General features: G+C 43.4%; 18 protein-coding genes and 1 tRNA gene. 8 read left to right on the top strand and 11 right to left on the bottom strand.

Features of this window, described 5'->3' with window-relative positions:
- Positions 1 to 85 precede the first annotated feature (85 nt).
- Positions 86 to 514, bottom strand: a complete 429-nt coding sequence (locus GFB48_RS13620) for a hypothetical protein (protein WP_163936831.1) — start codon at positions 512 to 514, stop codon at positions 86 to 88.
- A gap of 897 nt (positions 515 to 1,411) precedes the next feature.
- Here GFB48_RS13620 and GFB48_RS17770 point away from each other — a divergent pair.
- Positions 1,412 to 1,537 (top strand): hypothetical protein, encoded by a 126-nt coding sequence (locus tag GFB48_RS17770; protein WP_256377995.1) that lies wholly within the window; start codon positions 1,412 to 1,414, stop codon positions 1,535 to 1,537.
- Positions 1,538 to 1,625: 88 nt separating this feature from the next.
- Here the strand turns inward: GFB48_RS17770 and GFB48_RS13630 are convergent, their stop codons facing one another.
- From GFB48_RS13630 to rpsU, 6 genes are all read right to left on the bottom strand, one after another.
- The gene (locus tag GFB48_RS13630) at positions 1,626 to 4,205 is read right to left on the bottom strand and encodes a TonB-dependent receptor (protein ID WP_163936835.1); all 2,580 of its coding nucleotides are present in this window, start codon (positions 4,203 to 4,205) and stop codon (positions 1,626 to 1,628) included.
- A gap of 201 nt (positions 4,206 to 4,406) precedes the next feature.
- A tRNA-Ile gene (locus GFB48_RS13635) sits at positions 4,407 to 4,483 on the bottom strand.
- Between the two features lie 355 nt (positions 4,484 to 4,838).
- On the bottom strand, positions 4,839 to 6,668 hold the full coding sequence (rpoD, locus tag GFB48_RS13640) for an RNA polymerase sigma factor RpoD (protein WP_205597743.1): 1,830 nt from the start codon (positions 6,666 to 6,668) through the stop codon (positions 4,839 to 4,841).
- 115 nt (positions 6,669 to 6,783) lie between these two features.
- Complete coding sequence (dnaG, locus tag GFB48_RS13645; protein WP_163936839.1) at positions 6,784 to 8,511, bottom strand: DNA primase; 1,728 nt, start codon at positions 8,509 to 8,511, stop codon at positions 6,784 to 6,786.
- 78 nt (positions 8,512 to 8,589) lie between these two features.
- Complete coding sequence (locus GFB48_RS13650; protein ID WP_163936841.1) at positions 8,590 to 9,033, bottom strand: GatB/YqeY domain-containing protein; 444 nt, start codon at positions 9,031 to 9,033, stop codon at positions 8,590 to 8,592.
- A 6-nt stretch (positions 9,034 to 9,039) separates the two neighbouring features.
- The gene (gene rpsU / locus GFB48_RS13655) at positions 9,040 to 9,255 is read right to left on the bottom strand and encodes a 30S ribosomal protein S21 (protein ID WP_163936842.1); all 216 of its coding nucleotides are present in this window, start codon (positions 9,253 to 9,255) and stop codon (positions 9,040 to 9,042) included.
- Between the two features lie 192 nt (positions 9,256 to 9,447).
- Here rpsU and tsaD point away from each other — a divergent pair, with 192 nt between their 5' ends.
- Positions 9,448 to 10,464, top strand: a complete 1,017-nt coding sequence (gene tsaD, locus GFB48_RS13660; protein ID WP_163936844.1) for a tRNA (adenosine(37)-N6)-threonylcarbamoyltransferase complex transferase subunit TsaD — start codon at positions 9,448 to 9,450, stop codon at positions 10,462 to 10,464.
- Here tsaD and plsY read toward each other — a convergent pair.
- Positions 10,454 to 11,044, bottom strand: a complete 591-nt coding sequence (gene plsY, locus GFB48_RS13665) for a glycerol-3-phosphate 1-O-acyltransferase PlsY (protein WP_163936846.1) — start codon at positions 11,042 to 11,044, stop codon at positions 10,454 to 10,456. The two genes, tsaD and plsY, sit on opposite strands and share 11 nt — an antisense overlap.
- Positions 11,045 to 11,181: 137 nt before the next feature.
- Here plsY and folB point away from each other — a divergent pair, with 137 nt between their 5' ends.
- The 3 genes from folB to GFB48_RS13680 are packed head-to-tail and all read left to right on the top strand — an operon-like array spanning position 11,182 to position 12,851.
- Positions 11,182 to 11,538, top strand: coding sequence for a dihydroneopterin aldolase (folB, locus tag GFB48_RS13670; RefSeq protein ID WP_163936848.1), 357 nt, complete (start codon positions 11,182 to 11,184; stop codon positions 11,536 to 11,538).
- Positions 11,538 to 12,029: a 2-amino-4-hydroxy-6-hydroxymethyldihydropteridine diphosphokinase gene (folK, locus tag GFB48_RS13675; protein WP_163936850.1), complete on the top strand. Its 492-nt coding sequence runs from the start codon at positions 11,538 to 11,540 to the stop codon at positions 12,027 to 12,029. Before folB ends, folK begins: the two co-directional genes overlap by 1 nt.
- Positions 12,030 to 12,056: 27 nt before the next feature.
- Positions 12,057 to 12,851, top strand: a complete 795-nt coding sequence (locus GFB48_RS13680; protein ID WP_163936853.1) for an undecaprenyl-diphosphate phosphatase — start codon at positions 12,057 to 12,059, stop codon at positions 12,849 to 12,851.
- A gap of 93 nt (positions 12,852 to 12,944) precedes the next feature.
- On the opposite strand, the gene GFB48_RS13685 is transcribed toward GFB48_RS13680, so the two are convergent.
- Positions 12,945 to 14,174, bottom strand: a complete 1,230-nt coding sequence (locus GFB48_RS13685; RefSeq protein WP_163936857.1) for a multifunctional CCA addition/repair protein — start codon at positions 14,172 to 14,174, stop codon at positions 12,945 to 12,947.
- Between the two features lie 72 nt (positions 14,175 to 14,246).
- On the opposite strand from GFB48_RS13685, the gene GFB48_RS13690 reads away from it, so the two are divergent.
- Genes GFB48_RS13690 through GFB48_RS13700 form a run of 3 tightly spaced genes read left to right on the top strand, consistent with a single transcriptional unit; the run spans position 14,247 to position 17,861 of the window.
- The gene (locus tag GFB48_RS13690) at positions 14,247 to 15,830 is read left to right on the top strand and encodes an ExeA family protein (RefSeq protein WP_163936859.1); all 1,584 of its coding nucleotides are present in this window, start codon (positions 14,247 to 14,249) and stop codon (positions 15,828 to 15,830) included.
- Complete coding sequence (locus GFB48_RS13695) at positions 15,830 to 16,660, top strand: general secretion pathway protein GspB (RefSeq protein ID WP_163936862.1); 831 nt, start codon at positions 15,830 to 15,832, stop codon at positions 16,658 to 16,660. Before GFB48_RS13690 ends, GFB48_RS13695 begins: the two co-directional genes overlap by 1 nt.
- A 13-nt stretch (positions 16,661 to 16,673) precedes the next feature.
- Positions 16,674 to 17,861: an MFS transporter gene (locus tag GFB48_RS13700; protein WP_163936864.1), complete on the top strand. Its 1,188-nt coding sequence runs from the start codon at positions 16,674 to 16,676 to the stop codon at positions 17,859 to 17,861.
- 70 nt (positions 17,862 to 17,931) lie between these two features.
- Here GFB48_RS13700 and panD read toward each other — a convergent pair whose 3' ends face one another.
- Together panD and panC are read right to left on the bottom strand one after the other, a co-directional pair.
- Positions 17,932 to 18,312: an aspartate 1-decarboxylase gene (gene panD, locus GFB48_RS13705; RefSeq protein WP_163936867.1), complete on the bottom strand. Its 381-nt coding sequence runs from the start codon at positions 18,310 to 18,312 to the stop codon at positions 17,932 to 17,934.
- 78 nt (positions 18,313 to 18,390) lie between these two features.
- Complete coding sequence (gene panC, locus GFB48_RS13710; RefSeq protein WP_163936869.1) at positions 18,391 to 19,242, bottom strand: pantoate--beta-alanine ligase; 852 nt, start codon at positions 19,240 to 19,242, stop codon at positions 18,391 to 18,393.
- Between the last annotated feature and the right edge of the window lie 5 nt (positions 19,243 to 19,247).

Raw genomic sequence — 19,247 nt, forward strand, 5'->3', positions numbered from 1 at the left:
GCAGACTCATCTAGCTTCGGGCTTGTTCAACAATCGGGATAAGGTCGCGGCTGCGCGCGGCCTATCCTTATTTGTTATACGAACTTTAACTAGTAGCTAAGAATTTACTCCATTCTTTAGCAGCTCCTACTGAAGCCCCTAATGGAAATACTGATCCCACGATTATGAAATAATTAGAGTTTTCAAATTCTGTTGTTTGAAATATACCTGTAAAGAAAAAATTAATGAATCCAAAAATACCGAACCCCCAACAAAGCAAAATTGCATATTTTACAAAATTAGATTTAGGTGAGTTAAAAGGGTTTACTCGTTGAAAGCCGATCACAAGGGAAACAATTACGATTGCGGCGAAATACATGAAAACAGTCATTATAGGCGCTGCAATTACTAAGGCTAAATCATTTACTGTAAACAACCCTATACAAAGAGAAATAGAGCACCATAACAGTGAAAATTTAGTAAACCATTTTTCAGTGAAACTAATGTATGGGATTATTCTTTGTTCAAGGTTCACACCACTCTCCGTGTTCGTATAACAGCTTATTAAGCGGAAGCTCGATAATCTTCCGCGCAAAATTTAACTTACAAATAATATGTCACTTTAAACTGTTGAAATAAAGTACAAATTTGTCACTAAGACCAGAAAAACTGGAAATCACGCTCGGCAAAAACGAGCCCAGTTGATGTAGGGTTTCCCTACATCCCTTGGCTACTTTGAGGTTAATCAGTGACTTAGCTAAATTTTGGAAGATTATCGAGCCTTCAAACAGTCTATTTTGGCTCTGTTTGTCACCCAATAATCAGGAGGACAGTTATACCTATGCAAATATACAGCACTCTTTTAACTACTGAGAAACAAAGTTCGAAACTCAAAATGTGGCAAAAAGCTTGTTAGAGGTATCTGCTTTTATAACGTGCCGTTACTCAAACTCCCCTCTGACTTTGCGAAGAATTTAATTGAGGAATAGCTGTTTAGGCCATGGATGGCCTATAAGGCTAGTTTGAGCCATGGATGGCGAAAAGTTTGTCTGGAACAAACTTTAACAGCTTTAGTTGGCCCGAAGGGTGGAGGGCAGGATGCTCGGAATAGTCCGCCGTCAGCGTAATGACGAATGAAAAATTCTGGTTAAGCAAAGTAAGGGGCGGCTCAGGGGGGGGCGGGGACAAAATTGTCTGGAACAATTTTGAGCTGCTTTAGCAGATCCGCAGGGCGTAAGGCAGGGATGCCTGAAGTAAAAAGCTGTTGTTTTCCCCTGACGTGCCGTCGCCACCGCGACTCCCAGCTTAAACAGCAAGCGCAGCTTAAAAATAATAAAATTTACGTGTCAATAGCTGGCCTATTGCAAGTAAATTCAACTCAGTAATCAGGAAAAAATAGCCGTTAGAAGGCAATTTGTTATCACGAGACCAGGTGAGTAATAAAGCCAATGGCTCTATGAATGATAAGCAAGGCGAACTGGTTCCTGTGGTGGATAAAGTACAGACCAGTCATTTACAGGCATTAGTGAACTATATAGCTGAGAGAACTGAACAGTAATTTAAAACTTTGTTGATAATATTAGCTTAGATTTAAAAGGCCCACTCAAATGAGTGGGCCTTGATTTTGGTATTTAATTTACTGTTAATTAAAAACGGTAAGTGGCCTTACCGTACCAGAATGCACCTAATGCAGAGTGGGTGAATACGTCATAACCCATAAAGTCAGCTTGGCTAAACGGAGGCGCTTGGTTGGTCACGTTATTACCACCAACGGTAAAGCGCAAGTTGTCTAGGTTGTAGCTGGCATTGAGATCAAGCGTCATCATCGCATCAATCATACGACCTGGATCGGCACCACCTTCAACATTATCTTCGTATTCGCCAATGTAATTTAGGCGTGCACTAGCTTGTAAGTCATTAAGAGCCCAGTTCATACCACCAACCCAGCGCCACTCTGGATGTTGGTACTTACCAGCAAGTTGACGTACTGAACCATCTTTACGAACTTGGTCGAAGGTGTTGACCTTAGTCACTTGGTAACTAAAGTCGAAATTACCGGCAGAGCTGGTTTCTAGAGCATATTTAATATCGAAATCGATACCATCGGTTTTCTGTCCACCTAGGTTAACGAAGCGATCATAAATTTCAATAATGCGCCCTGGTACACCACCAGAAGAAGGCTCACGTTTGACGTACTCAGGATCAGTACCGTGGGTATTAAGCACATGCTGAGTATCAGAGGTAATCAAGTTATCTTGATCGTAGCTCCAGTAATCCAGACCTAGGCTAAGACTATCAGTGGCCTGCCATACTGCACCTAGGTTGTATGAAACTGATTCTTCAGGCTTAAGCTGTGGGTTACCGGCGAAGATAACCGTACGTTCCCATGGATTACAGTCTTCGTCTAGACCCGTTAGTGGACAACGTGTGGTATCAACTAAGCTTGGTGACTCTTGAGTTGGTCCTAAACCAAGTTGCACTAATGAAGGTGCACGGAATGCTTCACCCCAGCTCGCACGCAGAGTTAACGTATCAAGTGGCTTGTAAAGTAGGGCAACTTTAGGGCTGGTTGCGCTACCAAAGTCACTGTAGTTTTCATGACGAAGGGCAATTTGCGCCTCTAAAGTTTCGAGAACTGGAACAGCAAATTCAACAAATACCGCTTTTTGATCGCGCTCGCCTTCAGCTTGAGTTGCCTCGGTACCGAAGATTTCACCACGAAGGAAAAGTTCATCTGGGTTATCAGCTAGTACTTCCTTGCGGTATTCAGCACCAATTGCTACGCCTACAGCCCCTGCGGGTAAATCGAATAGCTCACCAGTAATTTTACCATCGAATGCCTGAGTGGTTGATTTACCATTACGAGTGGTATTTACAGTAATGTAATCTAAAACATCTTGTGATTGAGTAGTCGATAATGGGTTGTAATCACCAGAGTTAATCGCTTCTTGAAGGCGTGGAGTCCATACAAAACCACGATTACCAAATTCATAACTACGGTTATAAGAGTAGGTATAAGCCGCTTCCCAGTCCCAGTCACCGATTAACCCATTAAGCCCCAGTACCATACGGGCACTGTTTGATTCGGCATTCTTTAAACGATTGCCAGCTTCGGTTAAACGGCGACGCATAGTTAGGTCTTCGCCTGGGAATGGGTTGGTTGCAGCACCACTAGCAAACAGTGGATTGTCGGCAAGCATGTAGAACTCACCAAAAGATGGGCTGGCGGCACCTTGAACTTCAGATTCGTTGTGTTGGTACATGAGCTCGCCAAAGAATTTAACATCTTCAGAAATTTTGTACTCTTGGAATACTGATAAACCAATGCGTGAAGTTTCTGGGATAGAAGTCATATGTGGCGCATAGTCGTAACGACAGTAGCTGCCAACAGTTAGATCTGGTGGACAGTTTGGATCTGGCGTCCAAGAGAATTGATCTGATTTTGGTGTAATTGAGCCATCAGCACCGATCGTGGCTGGAATATAACTGCCTGGGTTGCCCGCAGAAGAACGGAAATCAAAACCACCATTAGCGGTCTGATTTGCTGTTTTAGAATAATCACGATCACCGTATGAAGTTGAGTTTTCTTTAAAGTAATCAAGGATAACAGTAGTATGTGCTTTATCAGAAGAGGTACCCCAAAGCATAGAGCCAGACACTTGACCGCCGCCAGCTTCAACAGTATCACCCACTTTGGCGTTGACTTCAAAACCTTCGAAATCCTTTTTTAAGATAACGTTAATTACCCCAGCAATTGCGTCCGAACCATAGGTTGCAGATGCACCATCCTTAAGAATATCAATGCGTTTAATGGCGGAGATAGGGATAGAGTTAATGTCTACGAAGGCAGTATCAATACTTTTAGCAAAGGCAGAAACGGCAATGCGGCGACCATTTAATAGCACCAGCGTAGAATCTGCTCCTAGGCCACGTAATGAAACAGCAGCGCCACCATTGGAGGTGTCATCAGAACTGTTACCTTGAGTTGAGAATGTACCACTACCGGCAATAGACATTTTACTTAGTAGCTGAGAAAGATCTTGAGCACCAGAGCTTAAGATGTCTTTTTCATCAAGAACATTGACTGGTGAAGCGCCTTCCATGTTAATACGTTTAATATGACTTCCTGTCACTTCGATACGTTCTACTTCTTCAGCAGCAACTGTCACTGGTGCTAGAATACTTGCAACTGCGATGGCGCAACTGCTTTTCCATATTTTCTTCATTATTAATTCCTTATAAATTAGTTCGTTAACAAACGGCTAACACATTAAGGATCAACTGTTAACAAGCTAATGTCAATACAGCAACAACGTACATTTGTATCAAAGTTATACAACTCACATTGCTAATTTCAGAAGGCATGTTGCAAAAGCAAAGTTCAAATACGAAAAAAGGCTTACCTATGGTAAGCCTTTTTCAAAAGATGGTGGCCCCTCACAGACTTGAACTGTGGACCTACCGATTATGAGTCGGGTGCTCTAACCAACTGAGCTAAGGGGCCAAAAATGTGATCTCAACGAGATAGACGCAGTATATAAAGACTATGTTTATTTGTCACCGCTTAATCAAAGAAAAAATCATAAATTTAAACAGTTTGGTTAATGGTTGAGCAAAAAAGACATAAGGGCGGCTTCGCCTTCGAGAGCACTTCGTTGCGAGGGCGTCACTTCGTGACTGCGAGAGCGAGCTTCGCTCTTCGAGATAGGAATACGGAGTACCGAATATTAAAAAACATCAGTACTCAAAACTCGAGCTACGTAGTAGCGTTCTCGCAGGCGAAGCCGCTCTCGCTACTCGCTTCTGTTGCACAAAAAAACCGCTGACTGGGCAGCGGTTTTTATTAGAGGCAGTGTATCTTATTCGTCTAGGAACGAACGTAAGATTTCTGAACGCGATGGGTGACGTAGTTTACGTAGTGCCTTCGCTTCAATCTGACGGATACGCTCACGGGTTACGTCAAATTGTTTACCGACTTCTTCTAGGGTGTGGTCGGTGTTCATGCCGATACCAAAACGCATACGCAGTACTTTTGCTTCACGGGCCGTTAGGCCTGCTAGTACTTCGTCAGTGGCGTTTTTCAGGCTTTCACCTGTGGCTGAATCAACTGGTAAATCAAGGGTAGTATCCTCGATAAAATCACCTAAATGCGAATCTTCATCATCACCGATTGGGGTTTCCATTGAAATTGGCTCTTTAGCAATTTTTAACACCTTACGGATCTTGTCTTCAGGCATTAGCATGCGCTCGGCCAGCTCTTCTGGATTAGGCTCACGACCCATTTCTTGTAGCATTTGACGTGAAATACGATTCAGTTTGTTAATCGTTTCAATCATATGCACTGGAATACGAATCGTACGGGCTTGGTCGGCAATCGAGCGTGTGATTGCCTGACGAATCCACCAAGTAGCGTAGGTAGAAAACTTGTAGCCACGACGGTATTCAAACTTGTCTACCGCTTTCATCAGACCAATGTTACCTTCCTGAATAAGATCTAGGAATTGTAGACCTCGGTTGGTGTACTTTTTCGCGATAGAAATTACCAGACGTAAGTTCGCCTCTACCATTTCTTTTTTGGCACGGCGTGCTTTGGCTTCACCAATAGACATACGACGGTTGATGTCTTTGATTTGGTAGATTTCTAATTGAGTTTCTGTTTCAACCGATTTTAGTTTGTTGATACAACGGCTAATATCTTCAGCAACATATTGTAACTCATTAGCGAGATCACCACCGGCATTCAAGGCATCATCAAACCATTTGCTTGATGCTTCATTACCAATAAAAGCTTTGGTAAATTCACGTTTAGGCATACCTGCTTGTTCAACCGCTAGCTTCAGGAGAAGGCGCTCTTGAACTCGAACTTTGTCCATCATCTCACGCATGTTTTTTACAAGCGCATCAAATTGTTTTGGTACTAAGCGGAAATAACGAAACTCTTCGCTGATAAGCTCAATTGCTTTGCGGCTATCCTTGTGATCGCGACCATTAGCTTCAATGACTTTTAAGGCTGCGTCATACACTTGACGAAGCTGAGTGAATTTCTCTTTGGCTTCTTCAGGATCTGGACCGGTATTTTCTTCTTCTTCGCTTTCTTCATCTTCATCGTCTTCGTCGTCGAGTTCGTCATCAGAAAGCTCTGAACCGATATGAGTAGCTGTAGGCGCTAATGAACCATCGTCATTAGGATCGACAAAACCACTAATAATGTCAGAAAGACGCAGTTCTTCGGCTTCGTACTTGTCGAACTGCTCAAGAATATAAGAAATTGCTTCAGGATATTCCGCAACACTGCATTGAACTTCGTTAATACCTTCTTCAATACGTTTTGCAATATCGATCTCGCCCTCACGAGTAAGCAGTTCAACTGTACCCATTTCGCGCATGTACATACGCACAGGATCAGTGGTGCGACCGAGTTCACTTTCAACGGTTGCAAGTGCTTGCGCAGCTGCTTCTACCGCATCTTCATCGGTCGCATCTTCAGACATCATCAGGGTATCTGAGTCAGGTGCTTCTTCACACACCTTAATACCCATGTCGCCGATCATCTGGATAATATCTTCAATTTGATCAGAATCGACCATGTCTGCAGGTAAGTGATCGTTCACTTCTGCGTAGGTTAGGTAACCTTGCTCTTTACCTTTGGCAAGAAGCAGCTTAAGTTGTGACTGCGGAGTTTGCTCCATAGATACCATCCAGTTAGGAAATCAAAATGACGGGAAATGCCTGTAGCACAAACCATCAATTATAGCCATTAAACAATGATTTTTCTACAATTATTGTACAGTTTTTGATAACTCATTAGCCTTTCAAAATTTGTAATAATTGCTTTAGTTGCTGCCTTTGAGCAGCGGTCAATTGTTGCCTAGTACTTAGGTCCTGTAATTGACTCAGTCTCTCTTCAAGGTACTGATTATTAAGCCACAATAGGGCTTTCTTAAATTCAATTTGTAATTTGTCATCGGCCACTAAATGCTCCCACTTAGCCAGTTTGGCTAGGGTTTCAAATTGTGGCTCATCCCTGAAGTGCTCAAGTAATTGGGCACTGTTTAAGCTTTGAGCAGCGGTTAAGTTTAGCAGTTTTATTAATAAATCCACTCCCGGCATTGATAATTGTTGCAATGCCGCTTGGTTAGGCAGTTGATAGCCAAGTTGTGGATATTGAATTAATAGCGCTAACGCTAACCTTAGCGGAGTGCCTCTCCCCTTTAGAGTTTCAGCTTTGATAGGGTTTGCTGAGACTGCATGAAAGCCAAACTTTTTTTTAAGTTCCTCTGAACTATTCATTCTCAATCTATGAGCTAAACCGTCAAGTAGCGTTTCTTGTAGAACTTTATCTTGAACTTTTTCAATCAGCTTTAGCGCTGCTTTAGCTAAACTGCCATCATCAATCCGATTTGACTGTAATAAAGTATCAAATAAAAAACCAATTAACTCTTGTGCATTCTCTTGCTGCTGTTCAAATGCCTGCTTGCCTTGCTGACGAACATAACTATCTGGGTCCTCACCATCGGGTAAAAACATGAATCTCAGCCTGTCGCCTGGCTTTAATAGTGGCAATGCAGTTTCTAAAGCTCGCCAAGCAGCTTCCTTACCAGCTTTATCGCCATCGTAGCAAAAAATGATTTCTTTCGCTGTTCTAAGTAGCAGCTGCAATTGGTCTGCAGTGGTTGAAGTGCCAAGAGAAGCTACCGCATAGTCCACTCCAAATTGAGCAAGCGCCACGACATCCATATACCCTTCGACTACTAGCGCTTTGGGCGGATTACGATATGCTTGTTTGAGTTCGTATAAGCCATAAAGTTCTTTGCCTTTATGGAAAATTGGTGTTTCCGGCGAGTTTAAATATTTGGGCGTACTATCATCTAATACGCGTCCACCAAACCCCACTACACGACCCCGACGGTCACGTATGGGAAACATTAAACGTTGACGAAAACGATCGTAGATACGGCCGTTATCGTTTTTAATTAGAACACCGGTCTCAACTAACTTACTCTGATTGGTATTGTCATTTCGATGCAGTGCAAGCACATCGTCCCAGCTATCAATGGCAAAGCCAATCCTAAACTTTTCGATAATATGGTTACTCAACCCTCGCATTTCAAGGTAGTCGTTCACCAGATTTTTAGTTGGATGTGTATTTAAGTGATCTTGATAACGTTTTGCCGTCTGTTCCATTAAGTCATAGTAATCTTTACTCTGCTTAAGGTGATTCTTATTCGGTGCGCCTTCTTCTTGGGGAACTTGCAAACCGTGCATGCTGGCGAGCTCTTCAATGGCATCAACAAACCCTAATCGATCATACTCTAAAAGGAAGTCAATAACGTTGCCGTGCATGCCGCAACCAAAGCAGTGATAAAATTGTTTATCCTGACTAACGGTGAAAGATGGCGTCTTTTCACCATGAAAAGGGCAACAAGCAGAATAATTCTTGCCTGCTTTTTTTAATGGAACTTTTGAGTCGATAAGTTCGACGATATCGGTACGGGCAACTAAATCGTTGATGAAATCTCTAGGTATAGCCATCTAAACTGTCTGCATTCCTTTAAAAACAAACAAGCCGTGCAAAAGCACGGCTTGTTCAGTTCAGAGTCTTGGGTTGCCTTAGTTTAGACGACTGCGGATTTTAGCGCTTACGGCGCCCATATCTGCACGGCCTTGAACCTGTGGCTTTAAAATACCCATGACTTTGCCCATATCCTGCATGCTTGCTGCGCCGGATTGCTCCATTGCGGCATCAATCAACTGGTCGATTTCTGCATCTGTTAGTTCTTGGGGAAGAAAATCCTTAAGAACGATAATTTCAGCGGCTTCTACATCGGCCAAGTCTTGACGACCTGCGGCTTGGTACTGGTTAATCGAGTCATTACGCTGCTTAACCATTTTGGTTAAGATAGCAACAACTTCTTGGTCAGACAACTCAACACGGTTATCAACCTCAACCTGTTTGATTGCTGCAAGTGCCAACCGGATGGTACCAAGGCGTACTTTATCTTTTGCACGCATGGCATCCTTCTGGGCAGACTTCAGTTGATCTAAAGTAGACATCAGGTATTAGTATAGGCGAACGCGACGTGCGTTTTCACGAGAAACCTTCTTAAGCTGACGCTTAACCGCTGCAGCTTTAGCACGCTTACGTACTGTAGTTGGTTTTTCGTAGTGCTCGCGACGACGAACTTCAGATAGAATACCTGCTTTTTCACAAGAGCGCTTAAAGCGACGTAGAGCTACGTCAAATGGTTCGTTTTCACGTACTTTGATTACTGGCATATGCCTCTCACCTCAAAGGTTAAATCTTGGACGTGTGCTTTCAATCAACAAAAAGACACGTCGTTGTTCAAAAATGGTGCGAAATTCTAAACCGATATACCCCCCTTTGTAAAGCCCGTTGTATAAAAACTGGTGAAATTCAGAGGTAAGGCGTAGAATTGCCCACAGAATAGAGATTTTAGAGTGATATTTATGCGTGTATTGGGCATTGAAACCTCCTGTGATGAGACCGGGATCGCAATTTATGACAGTGAAAAAGGGTTAATGAGTCATGCCCTTTATTCTCAGGTAAAACTTCATGCTGATTATGGTGGAGTGGTTCCAGAGTTAGCTTCAAGAGACCATGTTCGTAAAATTATTGGTTTGATCAAAAAGTCCTTGGCTGAAGCAGGTTGCACCAGTGATGATATTGATGGTATTGCTTATACCAAAGGACCTGGACTGATTGGGGCACTATTGGTTGGCGCTTGTGTTGGTCGGGCATTAGCCTATGCGTGGGGTAAGCCTGCCATTGGGGTACATCACCTCGAAGGGCATCTGTTGGCGCCGATGCTAGAAGATAACCCACCACCATTCCCATTTGTCGCTTTACTCGTTTCAGGTGGTCATAGCCAAATTATACAGGTCAATGGTTTGGGGGATTATCAATTAATGGGGGAGTCTGTGGATGACGCCGCGGGTGAAGCCTTTGATAAAACAGCCAAGTTATTAGGCCTAGATTACCCAGGTGGGCCACGTCTGGCCAAATTAGCCGAGCAGGGCAATCCTGGCGTGCATAAGTTTCCACGTCCAATGACGGACCGCCCAGGGCTTGATATGAGCTTTTCTGGATTAAAAACTTTTGCCGCAAATACTATTGCCGATAGTGATGGCTCTGAGCAATCCAAGGCAGACATTGCTAGGGCTTTTGAAGAGGCGGTAATCGATACGCTTGCGATTAAGGCCAAAAGAGCCCTTAAACAAGCTGGTATGAATCGTTTAGTGATCGCCGGTGGGGTAAGCGCCAATAAGCGTTTACGAAGCTCATTGGCTGAAATTATGGCTAATATTGGCGGTGAGGTTTATTACCCACGACCTGAGTTCTGTACCGATAACGGTGCGATGATTGCTTATGCGGGATGGCAACGTCTAGTTGCAGGTGAAACTGAATCGCTAGAAGTTAAAGGCCAACCTCGCTGGCCATTAGATACCTTAGCGGTTATTTCTTAGCGTTAAAGGGGCTTTCGGTGCCATCGATTAAGCGGCCAATATTTTCTCGATGGCGCCATATGATAAGCCCAGCCAACATCATTGATGGAACAACAAATCGGTCATCAAATAGCCACATAAAAAAGGGCAAGAAGGAAGCACTGATAATAGCAGCTAAAGATGAATAGCGGCTATAAATTAGTACGACTATCCAAGTAATGACCATGGCAAAGGCAATGTGCTCACCAATGGGTGCGATGGCACCAAAAGCCGTTGCAACGCCTTTACCACCTTCATAATTAAAAAAACATGGATAGATGTGACCTAAGCAAGCGGCGATTGCTATCACGCCAAGCCAAATAGAATCAATTCCCATCAAGAAAGAACCATAAACGGGTATTGTCCCTTTTAGCACGTCAAAAACCAGAACTAAAATAGCAGATCCCTTACCTCCCATCCTGAGCACGTTGGTTGCACCAGGGTTTTTAGAGCCTTGGGTTCTGGGGTCTGGCAAGCCAACGACCTTGCAAACTAATATGGCACTGGATATTGAGCCTAATAAATAGGCAACTAATATCATAATAATGATTAAAGGGAGCATGTTTGCGTTTGTTGTCCTTAAGGTTCTAGGCTATGATGCCCGCATTTTCTATAAGTTCGCTTTATTTGGTTAAAAAGTCAGCGTGCTTTAGCATAGAATATCGAACTTGGTTGTTAAGCGCCAGTACAGGAATGAAAGTGGATAAAGTTTTAATAAGTGGTCTGAGCATTGACTCGGTTATTGGAATCTATGATTGGGAAAAGCAAATCACCCAAACCTTGGTTTTAGACCTTGAGATGCTATGGGATAACCGTCAGGCGGGTAAAACCGATGATTATCAACATGCGCTTTGTTATGAGAGTGTCAGTAACGCGATTATTGAGCTTGTGCAAGCGCAGCCTATTGAGTTAGTCGAAGCCGTTGCTGAGCGAGTGGCGGAACTTGTGATCACTAAATTTAATGTCGCTGGCGTAAAGGTTCGCGTTAACAAACCGGGTGCGATAAAATCGGCCGCAAGTGTTGGGGTAGAAATCACTCGAGGGCAATGGCACTAATGGCAATAATTTATATTAGCCTGGGCAGTAATATTGACGCAGATAAGCATATTCGTGCTGGTTTACAGGCGTTATTTGAACACTTTGGTGAACTGCAGTTATCTAGGGTTTTCGAAAGTGAGGCCGTTGGCTTTGATGGCGATAACTTTCTGAATATGGTGGCCAGCGCGGAGACTGAAAAGTCGGTGGCTGAAGTGGTCGCGCTTTTCAAGAACATCGAGCAAGATAATGGCCGTGATAATAGCGCGCCTCGTTTTAGTGGCAGAACCCTAGATATTGATTTGCTGTTATACGGCGATTTAGTTTGCCAGCAGCCTATTGAATTACCTAGGGATGAAATTGAGCACAATGCCTTTGTGTTATGGCCACTTTCTGAATTAGCCCCAGAAATGGTGCACCCGCACTTACAAAAAAATTACCAGCAATTATGGCAAGCTTATGATAAATCCCAGCAGCTGTGGCCAATCGAGTTTAGCTGGAAGCCTCAATAGTTATTTGATGTATTAAAGAGAATTAAAATGGAATTTTTTGAAATTTTTTGGCTTGCCCTACTGCAAGGTTTAACGGAATTCTTACCCATTTCGAGTTCCGCTCACCTTATTTTGCCATCGCAAATTTTGGGTTGGCAGGACCAAGGCATGGCCTTTGATGTGGCTGTACATGTTGGTACCTTAGCAGCGGTAATGATTTACTTTCGTAAGGAAGTGGGTGAACTATTGTTTGCTTGGTTTGCCAGTCTCAAGGGTAAGCACAGTCCCGAATCAAAATTAGCTTGGTTAATCATCTTGGCAACGATTCCTGCAATTATTGCAGGCTTGTTGGCCTCTGATTTGATCGATTTATTGCTGCGTGGTGGGTTAGTAATTGCGGCGAGCACCTTAATTTTTGGTGCGCTCCTGTGGTGGGCAGATAGAAATCCAGCTGAAACCAAAGATGAATACGATATTGGCGTGAAACAAGCACTGATCATTGGTCTATGCCAAGCGTTGGCGATGATCCCGGGGACTTCTCGTTCAGGCATTACCATTACCGCAGCGTTAATGCTGGGCTTAAATCGAGTTGCTGCTGCCCGTTTTTCATTTTTATTGTCTATCCCAACCATCATGGCAGCGGGCAGCTACATGGGCTTAAAGTGGGCGACCTCAGGCGAAGGCGTGAGTTGGAGTGAGCTTGGCTGGGGCGCATTACTGTCCTTTGTTAGCGCTTATTTTTGTATTCACTTCTTCTTAAAAATCATCAGTAAAATGGGCATGACCCCATTTGTTATTTACCGCATGATTTTAGGCTTTGTGCTGCTTTATATGTTTTTATAACGACGCAAGTCGAACGCTATAAGTCAAACGAAAAGGGAAAAGCATTGCTTTTCCCTTTTTCATACTTGCTAAAAAAACGACTGAAGGCTTTTATCATTCGACTTGCTTATCGATAAACCCCTTTACCATCGCCACTCTTTTTAGCCACAATTGTTGTTTGATTTCTGCGCCTTTATAGCCGAGGGCAAGAATGTCTTTTACCTGCACCTGCTGAACTTCAGTTAATGCCTCAAGCAAGTAAGCTTTAGACGGGTATGGGGTATTCTCTAAGCCAGTCCGGCCCTGGCTATCGGCCATCGCCACATTGATGATCCGTTCAAAGCGCTCAGGTTGACGCCATACGTCACAGCTATCAAACAGTTTTACTATGGTACTGGCTTTGAGTTCTTGAGCCTTATGAATTCGTAAATGGTGTTCACAGGCAAGCAGGGCAAGCTGTTGGCAAGCCTTAGGCACACGCAAGCGTTGGCTTAGGGCCTTGGTTGGCTCAATACCCGCTTGTTCATGGCCTTTGTGTCCAGGTAATACCTCTGCTGGTGTGAAGGCTTTACCCAGATCGTGGCATAGCAGTGCAAACCTTTCTTCTAGGCTTAATGCTAGCTTGGCTCCTTGTTTTAAACACAGCTCGATATGAATGCCTGTGTCAACCTCTGGGTGCCATTTCTTGGTTTGTGGCACACCATAAAGGGCATCGACCTCAGGTAAAATAACCTTTAATGCGCCCACTTGTTTGAGTACTTGTATAAATACCTGCGGTGAGCTTTCCATAAGCGCCCGGCTGAGTTCTTGCCAAACGCGCTCTGGGCTTAAATGGTTAAGTTCACCATTGCTGCTCATCTGCGTCATTAACTCAAGTGTCTCTGGAGCAACACTAAACCCAAGGTGAGCGAAACGAGCAGCAAATCTGGCCACTCTTAGTACCCTTAATGGATCTTCATTAAATGCTGGGGAAACATGCCTAAGTAGCTTGGCATGGATATCATCTATGCCCTGATAGGGATCATGTAAATGACCTTGTTCGTCTTCGGCAATCGCGTTAATGGTTAAATCGCGACGGATAAGATCTTGTTCTAGGGTAACCTCAGGGCTGGCGTGGCAAACAAAGCCAGTATAGCCTTCGCCAATTTTAGTTTCAGTGCGGGCGAGGGCGTGCTCTTGCTTAGTTGTTGGGTGCAAAAATACCGGAAAGTCTTTACCCACTTGCTCATAGCCCAAGGCAATGAGTTGCTCTGGAGTTGCGCCAACAAACATATAATCTTTGTCTTTGGCTTGAATACCAAGCAGTTTATCACGGACTGCTCCACCAACTAAATAACGTTTCACCTGTTGCCCTTAGACTAGAAAAAAGCCATGATAGCATGGACTCAGGGTAGACGATAAGACGATAACAAGACTATGTTTCAGAATTTTTTTGGATTAACCGACAATCCTTTTTCTATTGCTCCTAATCCAAACTATCTATATTTATCAGAACGACATCAAGACGCACTGGCTCATTTAAGTTATGGCTTGGGCGAGCGCGGTGGCTTTGTTTTGCTAACCGGTGAAGTAGGTACAGGCAAAACAACCATGTCTCGGTATTTATTAAAGCGATTACCTGAAAATACCGATGTGGCGTTGATCACTAATCCTAGTCTCAGTGCTAGAGAGCTTTTGCAGAGCATTTGTGATGAATTAAAAGTAGACTATCAACCAGAGGCCAGCATAAAACAGCTAACAGATGCCATTAGCGCGTTTATGCTAGAAAATAATGACAAAGGCCGTCATACGGTGGTGATTATTGATGAAGCTCAACACTTAAGTGCAGAACTCCTTGAACAACTAAGGCTTCTGACTAATTTAGAAACAGATACTCGTAAATTATTACAGGTTATTTTAATTGGCCAGCCAGAATTACAGCATTTGTTGGCTAGACAGGAACTTAGACAGTTAGCTCAAAGGATCACTGCCCGCTATCACCTGCTACCTTTGAATGTTGACGAGTTAAAGAAATATGTCGAGCACAGGCTAACTATAGCCGGCAGTGACATTGCTCAAGAGGTGTTCAGTGAGGGGGCGATTAAGGTATTGCACCAAGCTTGTGGTGGTATTCCAAGGCTGGCAAACTTAATTTGTGAGAGAGCGATGTTAGCAGCATACAGTGATGACACTTTGGTCGTTACCAAGCAAATGGTGCAACAAGCTCAACAAGAAGTACAGCCATCATTAGAGCGACCAGCTAAACAGCCGTCAAATTGGCTTTTCCCCACGTTAGTTGTAAGCTCGATGGTTGCACTGATTGTGGGTTTTTATTTTTATCGTTCGTCAATCAATAGTGACCTAATCCCCCCCCAAGGCCACCAAGCAAGTATTATTCAAGCGGCGCCATGGAGTTCTCCATTACTGGAAACTCAGGCCAGCCTTATGGAACAGCAATTAACTGCTTATAAGACGGTATTTGAGCAATGGGGATTGGTTTTTGATGTAAATACAACGCCATGTGAGATGGCCAATAAGCATGGTTTCGCTTGTTATCGTCAAATTGGAGATTGGCAGCAATTGTTGCGATTAAATTATCCAGCAGTAGTGCGCTTAACAGAAAACAAAACTAATTTTTATGGTGCAATCTTAGCAAGTCGTGGCTCGAGGGTATTGTTGCAGTTAGATAGGCAGCAACTGTGGGTAGAGCAGTTATGGTTAGCGGATCGTTTAACAGGTCAATATGAGTTTATTTGGAAACCTGATGAAATTGTATATCGGGGGGTAAGCTTAAATTCACCTCAAGCAGATCTCCAATGGTTAGAAGATAAACTCTCAAAGCTAGAAGGTTCAAATCCAAGTTCTAAAATTATGTTGGATGTAGAATTAGAGGCAAAAATACGTCGATTTCAAACGAATCATGGTTTAACTGTTGATGGTGTAGCGGACCAAAAGACTTTGCAGCAGTTGAGCTTGTTAGCCAATGACAATGGTCCTAGATTGCAGTTAGGTCAGTATTGATGAGTATATTATTACAGGCCCAAAAAAAACAGAATGGCCACAAAATAGAACCGTTAAAATCTCAGCCATGCAGTTCTATGCTGATGATCATGATTTTTATCGCGGGGACTGTATTTGGTGCAGTGTCAGTGAGTGTCGGGCTGTGGTTTATTCAATCCCCATCGCCTGCGCAACTAAAGGTTAATGATCAGCCCTTGCCAGAGTTGGTTATCAAGGCGTCGAAATCAACTACTGCAGAGATTATTTTACCTAAACCCACTGCAGCACAAACTCATAAACAAACCCAAGAACTGCTTCTGGCGCAACCTAAACCTCAGGTTGTAGTGGCTGAGACTCAAGAGCAACCAACGCATAAGCAGACATCGCAAGTTGCAGAGCTAAAAACAATTTCAGGCAAGTCTGTGGCGCAACCTGTTTTACAGCAAAAGATGGATACTTTGGTGGTATCGGAAGATGTCGATGCTGAGCTGATTAGTGCCTTACAACAAGCATTGCTTGATGTCGAGCAAGCTGCTGCTTTAGCAAAGCCTGTCGGAGCAAAAGAGCAGCAAATTTTAGCGCATGAAACAGCAGATAATGAGCCGCTGGCTGACCCACGCAAATTACCATCCGCGATAAAAGATAAAATACCTTCCTTTGATATCGAAGCGCATATTTACGCTTCTTCGGCAAATCAGCGCTGGCTTAAAGTCAACGGTATCGAAGCCCAGCAAGGCGATACCATCTTGGGTAACTTGAACATTGTTGAAATCCGTCCAAGAGATGTTGTATTTGCAGTGGAAGGCTATGAATTTAATATTTCAGCAATTGGTGGCTGGCCGCTTAAGTAGTTCGAGCTAAATAATGAAACAATTGATAGGGCCAATGGCTCCAGTTTATCTAATCGTGGTCAGTGCTTTTATTGGTTTGAGCATGCCTTTCCCAGTGTTCAGTCATTTATTTTTAAATGAGTCGTCAAGTTTAATGGGTGCAGCGACAACGATAGAGCAACGCACCTTCTTGCTAGGTTTGGCAATAGCCTTATTTCCATTAGGTCAAGCGCTGGCATCGCCTTTTTGGGGGGCATGGTCAGATAAAATTGGTCGTAAATTAGTGCTGTTCGTGTCTTTAGGGGTTGCTTCTTTAGGAATGCTCATCGTCGCCATTTCTATTGATTTGAATATGCTGTGGTTATTGCTATTTGGACGGCTATTATCTGGTTTAGGTGAAGGCAATATTGCCATCGCTCAAGCGATTGCAGCTGACGATGAAGATGAGCAACGTCGCACCAAAAGCTTTGCTGGTATTTCTATCGCAATTAACTTGGGTTGGATTATCGGGCCGCTATTAGGGGGATTCCTAGCCGACCCAGATGTGTTTAGTTGGGCTAATGCCGCGTTACCTTTTTGGGTGGGCACCGTACTTTATATGCTGAATATGGCCTTCGTGCGGCTGATTCCGGACTCGAAAGATAAACCTCATCCAGAACTAGAAAGTCCGTTAACAACAAAAGCGCTTTGGGCACTACCTAAAATGAAAGCAAATATGTTGATGAGCTTTCTGACGTTCTTCGCCGTTTATACGATGTTCTCATTTTATATACCGTATCTGGTTCAGGAGTTTGACTTCTCGGTGGTAATGGCGGGTATTTATAGTGCGTTATTTAGCGTGCCATTGATTGCGGCAGGGCTGATGGCCCATAAAGTTCAAAAGGGTATTGGCAGTCGTAAAATGGCCATTGCATCGGTATGGCTGCTGAGTATCGGCTTATTGGGCTTTGGTTTAGCGCCTAATATAACTCTGATCGTTATTTTCACCATTGTGGTGTCATTTGGGATTGTCTTTATTGAGGTATCGAGTGCATTGTTAGTTTCTCAAGGTGTGCCGAATCAAGCCAATGGTCAGGTTATTGGTAGTTATCGCAGTGTGACGGTTATTTCAGAAATTACAGCGGCTATGGTCGGTGGAGTGCTGGCAGGATTGTATTTACCCATGCCGTTTATTGGTGCTGCGGCGCTGGTATTATTGTCGCTGTATTTGCTTAAAAAATAGGGTCTTAATTAAATATTTAGAGAGCAAAAAGCCCGCATTGTAGCGGGCTTTTTAGTGCCAAAATAGCCAATTAAGCTACTTGTACAGGAATCGCATTAGAGGTGCGAACCATGTTGTTACCTTCGTCTAGGTAAACCAGACTTGGTTTGTGCTGTAGAGCTTCTTCAGCACTGTAAGTACCGTAGGCACAGATGATCACACGGTCTTTTGGAGAAGCTTGGTGTGCTGCTGCTCCATTCACAGAAATGATCTTAGAGCCACGTTCTGCAGAAATAGCGTATGTAGTAAAACGCTTGCCGTTATCAATGTTGTAAATTTGCACTTGCTCATTTTCAATAATGTTGGCGGCATCTAGCATATCTTGGTCAATTGCACATGAACCTTCGTACTCAAGTTCAGCGTGTGTGACTCGAGCCTGGTGTAATTTGCCAATAAGCATAGTTCGTTGCATAACTGGTACTTTCCTAAGGTGTTTATTCAATATTTTGCTGCGTTACCACAGTGGGGCTGCACTATATACTATATTTGTCTATTTTGACAACTTGATTGCAATATTGTCGATGAGTCGAGGTTTGCCTAGATAGGCCGCTGCAAAAAGGCGTAAACCAGGTTCAATTTTATTGACCAGTTGTAGATCCTTTTCGCGTCTAACTTCAAGGTAATCGACCTTAAAACCAAGCTCAGTTAAGTGCATTTTGGCTTTATCGAGTTCGTCTTTAATATTACAGCCTTCAGCAATATTAGCTGCCACTAGATCCATACATTGCTTTAGCTCTGGTGCGATTACACGCTCACCTTGAGTAAGGTGAGTATTGCGAGAACTCATGGCTAAACCGTCTTGTTCACGGCAAGTAGCAACGGCAATCACTTCGATTGGAAACGATAGATCTTCCACCATGGTTTTAATCACTTGCAATTGTTGAAAGTCTTTTTCACCAAAGCAAGCAACATCTGGCTGGACGATATTAAATAATTTAGCGACCACGGTACTAACGCCACGGAAGTGTCCGGGGCGATTACCGCCACATAAACCTTCGGTAATGGTAGGTACCTCAACGGCAGATTGCTGTTCTAAACCTTTCGGATAAATTTGCTCTACTGTAGGAATATATAAAAGGTCCGTTTGCTCATGAATCAGCGCTTGTTGATCGGCATCCATGGTTTTTGGGTAGTTAGCGAGATCATTGGCATCGTTAAATTGCATTGGGTTAACGAAAATAGAAGCCACTATTTTATCTGCATGTTGCTTTGCGGTTTTTACCAAAGTCAAATGACCTTGATGGAGGTTACCCATCGTCGGCACAAAGGCTACCTTTAAGCCCTGTTGACGCCAGTTTAATACCTGCTGGCGCACTTCATTAATGGTGTTAGCAATAATCATAGGGG

Origin of the sequence: Paraferrimonas sp. SM1919, from assembly GCF_010993985.1 — a bacterium.
Lineage (GTDB): Bacteria > Pseudomonadota > Gammaproteobacteria > Enterobacterales > Shewanellaceae > SM1919.